This window comes from Chryseobacterium sp. MYb7 (assembly GCF_002979455.1).
In the GTDB taxonomy this organism is placed as follows: domain Bacteria; phylum Bacteroidota; class Bacteroidia; order Flavobacteriales; family Weeksellaceae; genus Chryseobacterium.
This window is the reverse complement of record NZ_PCOU01000062.1, coordinates 1-4,405: the sequence shown is the minus strand read 5'-3', so window position 1 is coordinate 4,405 and position 4,405 is coordinate 1. Positions and strand designations below refer to the sequence as shown.

At 33.4% G+C, this 4,405-nt stretch carries 3 protein-coding genes; all 3 read left to right on the top strand.

Features of this window, described 5'->3' with window-relative positions; all coding sequences use genetic code 11:
* On the top strand, window positions 1-1,944 hold a 1,944-nt coding region (locus CQ046_RS23325; protein WP_105704555.1), incomplete at its 5' end, for a toprim domain-containing protein.
* 102 nt (window positions 1,945-2,046) lie between these two features.
* On the top strand, window positions 2,047-2,829 hold the full coding sequence (locus tag CQ046_RS23320; protein ID WP_076357751.1) for a tyrosine-type recombinase/integrase: 783 nt from the start codon (window positions 2,047-2,049) through the stop codon (window positions 2,827-2,829).
* 5 nt (window positions 2,830-2,834) lie between these two features.
* Entirely contained in the window at window positions 2,835-3,713 is an 879-nt protein-coding gene (locus CQ046_RS23315) for a tyrosine-type recombinase/integrase (protein ID WP_105704554.1), read from the top strand.
* The last annotated feature ends 692 nt before the right edge of the window (window positions 3,714-4,405 follow it).

The window sequence follows — 4,405 nt, the reverse complement described above, 5'->3', positions numbered from 1 at the left end:
TTTAACAGCGGACAGCTTCACTATGCAGACAGAAAAAACAAAGATCCAAAAAAAAGAGAAGCACTTATCCAAAAATTAACAGATGTAGGATTATTATCCCTAGCCGGAACCAACAGCCGAACAGGCGGACAAGCCTATAAAACCTTTGGAATCAAAAGCATTGTTTTTCCACTGAAAAATAAGGAAAATCAAATCGTAAGCTTTTATTTTAGGTCGATAATCGACAATAATAACTCCAAACATTTTTACTTAAAAAACCGCAGCGGTGTTTATCCAAATTATCCAAACCCTGAAACTAAAAAACTCATTCTTACAGAATCTATTATTGATGCAGCTTCGCTGCTTCAATTGAAGATCATTCAAGAGAAGTTTTCCGTTTTAGCATGTTTTGGAACCAACGGATTAAATGAGGAAGTTTTAAACTCAATAAAAAACCTTCCGGAATTAGAAGAAATTATCTTTTGTTTTGATAACGATAAAGCAGGAAAAGAAGCGGTAAAGAAATATTCTAAAACCTTAAACGACCTCTTCCTTGGTAAGGAGGCACTCAGGATAGGTTCTGTAGAATTACCAAATAAAGATGTTAACGAGACGCTGCAACTCCACGATGAAGAAATCTTTACAAAGCTTTTAGGTGAAAGAAAATTTATTTTTTCAGATGAAAAAGAAAAGGGTTCGAATCCTGACAAGACTACAAAAAGTGTTGTCTTTACGGACGAAAACAAAAGTATGCCCCCGAAAACATCCCCGAATTTGTCCGCAATAGACTTTTTACAACAAAAGAATCTCCTGCAGGAATTAAATAAGTTGATCGAGAAAGCCGGAATTATTGGCGAAGAACAATCAAGACTTCTACTATTCTTAATCACAATCAGCTACTTAAATAAAAGCCCATTACACGGAATTGTACAAGGAAGCAGCGGAAGTGGTAAAACCCATATTATCAGCAGAATTGCAGACATGATGCCACAGGAAGATGTGTTGAGATTTACAAGAATTACAGAATCTAGCTTATATAATTGGGGCGAGTTTGATCTGTTCCAAAAGATCATTATCATTGAAGATTTGGACGGTTTAAAGGAAGATGCTTTGTATGCGTTGAGGGAATTTATATCGAACCAGGTACTCAGAAGTTCAGTAACAATCAAGGATAAAAAAGGAAATAATAAATCGAGTCATAAAATCGTGAAAGGACAGTTCAGCAGTTTATCTGCAACGACAAAAGGAGAATTATACGAGGACAATATGAACCGCAGTTTTATTGTAGCAGTGAATGAAAGCGAGGAACAGACAGAGAAAATTATTACTTATCAGAACCGCAGAAATGCCGGAGAAATTGATAAAAACGGAGAAAAATTGGCGACGAACTTTGTTCAGAAAATTGTAAGAAATTTAAAGCATTATGAAGTTATAAATCCTTATGCAACACAGATGCAACTACCAAGTAATGTAAAGAATAAGAGACGATTAAATGAAATGTTCCAATCTATTATTAAACAAATTACACTTTTACATCAGTATCAGCGAGAAATAAAAAACGATTTTTTAATTACAGAAATTGAAGATATCGAGAACGCTGTGGAGATATTATTCGAGAGTATTATTTTAAAGATTGACGAGTTAGACGGAAGCTTAAGACAGTTTTTTGAAAAGTTGAAAAAAGCTTTTAAAGAAGATCAGTTCAGCAGGTTTGATGCGATGGAAATTACAGGATTTAAAAAGACACAATTACAGTTTTATCTGAACGAATTGGTGAGATTAGAATATCTGAAACAAATAGGTTTTGCGAATAAGGGATTTAAATATAAAATCTCTTATAACGATAATATACAGAGAGTTAGAAAAGAATTAAAAGACTCTTTTACAAAGCAATTAGAACAACTAAAATTGAACGCTACTGAACACAAGCGAACGCTAAACGGAAACCAAACGAACACTAGATGAGAAAATGCGACAGAGTAAATAACTCATAATCAACAACTTATAACTCATAATTATTTAGCGTTCGGAAAAACACAAAATAGTACACAAGCAAATTGGTCATAGATGGAAAACTTCAAGAGATATTTAGAGCTTCGGAACTATCAGAAAAGGAATATTACCAAGATATTAGCAATGGTTCAGGAATATAGAAATTACATAGAAAGAGGAAATCTTCCAATAAAATATATTATCTATTTAAAACAGAGAAAATGTAGAAATAATCCTGAAAAAAACATCAGTATAAATACCATAAACAACCATCTTTTTGCCCTAAAAATCTATAAAACGTATCAGGAAGAAATCCTGCATCAGGATACATATCTTATCATCTGCAGACTTTTAAAAAGAAATCATTTACCTATAGAAATCCTCAGTCCGGAGGAAGTGCAACACCTGTTTGAAAACACAATAAATATTAGAGATAAAGCGGTTCTATGCTGTCTATATTACCTAGGATTAAGAGCCGGAGAAGCAGTAGGATTATTACTCGAAGATGTAGATATGAAAGACGGAAAAGTTTTCATAAGAAAATCGAAAACAGGATATCAGAGAGAGGTTCCGATACACAGCAAAGCATTAGATATTTTTGAAGAATATCTAAAGAAAAGAACTCATAAAGGAGATTGTTTTTTACAGGGATTACAAGGAAATTTAACGACTGCAGGAATAGAATTTATCATAGAAAAAGTAGCCGAAAAAAGTAAAATTAAAAAGAGAATTTATCCTCATTTACTACGCCACAGTATTGCGACTCATTTATTAAAAAACGGAATGGAACTTATAAAAGTCAGCAGATTTTTAGGGCATAGAAGTTTAGAAAGCACACAGAGATATACACATATATAGGCTAGATGAAAGAGTTTATCAGTTATCTGAGAGATCAATATCACTACACAGAAAAGACATTGATAGAAAAGGAAAAACAGGTTTTATTATGGAAAAAGTTATGTTCAAGAAAACAGAATTTTGACAGAATTACTACTCAGGAATTATTAAAAATAATAGAATTACAACAGAAAAAATATCAATTAAATACAATCAATGCTCAGATCAGAAGTATAGAGCAATACTTTGAATATTTACAATTTACAGGGAAAAGAAAAGATCATCCGTTAAAGAATTTTAGAATAAAAACACCAAAGAAAGCTTTAATTACAGGTTTTTTAAGTGAAGAAGAATTGCAGAATATCGAGAAAGAATTTAGAAAAAGGAAATACAAAAAAGGACAGTTCAGTTTATTTGGAAAAAGGAACCGGATTATTTTAGGATTAATCATTTATCAAGGTTTAAACACAGGAAGTTTACGAGAACTGAAAGTAAAAGATATTGATCTGGAAAAAGGAATTATCAAAGTTCCGGAAGCCACAGAAAACCGATTAAAAGAAAGAATTTTACCGCTGGAAGCATCACAAATTTTAGAGCTTTACAGGTATATTAATGAAACGAGATCGGAATTATTAAAACTCTCAAAAACAGTAAAAGAAACGGAAAAGCTATTTATTTTAAGTGAAAAAACAAGATTTAGCAGCATAACATCAGAGATTAGAAAACAAATTAATATTCAGAGTTTACAGCTCATCAGAAACAGCAGAATTAATCTCTGGCTCAAACAATACAATTTGAGAGAAGTTCAATACAAAGCAGGATTTAGATATTTAAGAAGTCTGGAATATTTTAACCAAACCGAACTCGAAAATCTCAAACAGGAAATTGAGAAATACCTGAAATAAAAGTCCAACGCTTGCATTTTTGAGTAGTAATCCCGCCCCCAAAGCTAAAAAAGACATTTTCCGCCGACGCTCGCCCGAAGCTTGTCCGACGCTTTAATGCCACAGCAAATTACATAATCGAAATTATACGCAAATTGCCCACGCAAACCGTTGCCTTCCACTCCGCTGAAGCTTCGTTACAGGCAAACCAGCACCATCTTTGCCTATAATTTGAGATTATGTAAAATGCTTTCCTTTGCTTCATACAAAGTATTCCGCAGCCCGCGCTCTGCGGTTTTTTCATGGAATTTTAGCCAACAAAACCACTGAATCGCCGTAGAAATGACAGTCGGTAAAAGAATGTGGATTTGTGGATAAAGCCAAAGCGCGGGCCCGCAGCAATTTTTCCCACAAGTCCACATTAACAACAACACCGACAACAATAGAAATCTTAGTCTAAAAATCTTCTTAAAATTACCATCTTATGCAAGATGTGCTTTTGTACGGACAAAACTATTCCTGCCCAGAAGCTGGGAGTCTTATTTTTTTCAATTGAAAGAAAAATCTATTCGGAAAAACAATGGAATTTATTTTTTCAACTGAATAAATTTTTATCTTTGGAAGAAGCGACAGAAGAGTGATCAAAAAGTAAACAGTCGCGTGAAGAAAAATGAAGCAGGCAAATCCTAAAAAATGAAGTAGACTACGGAGTG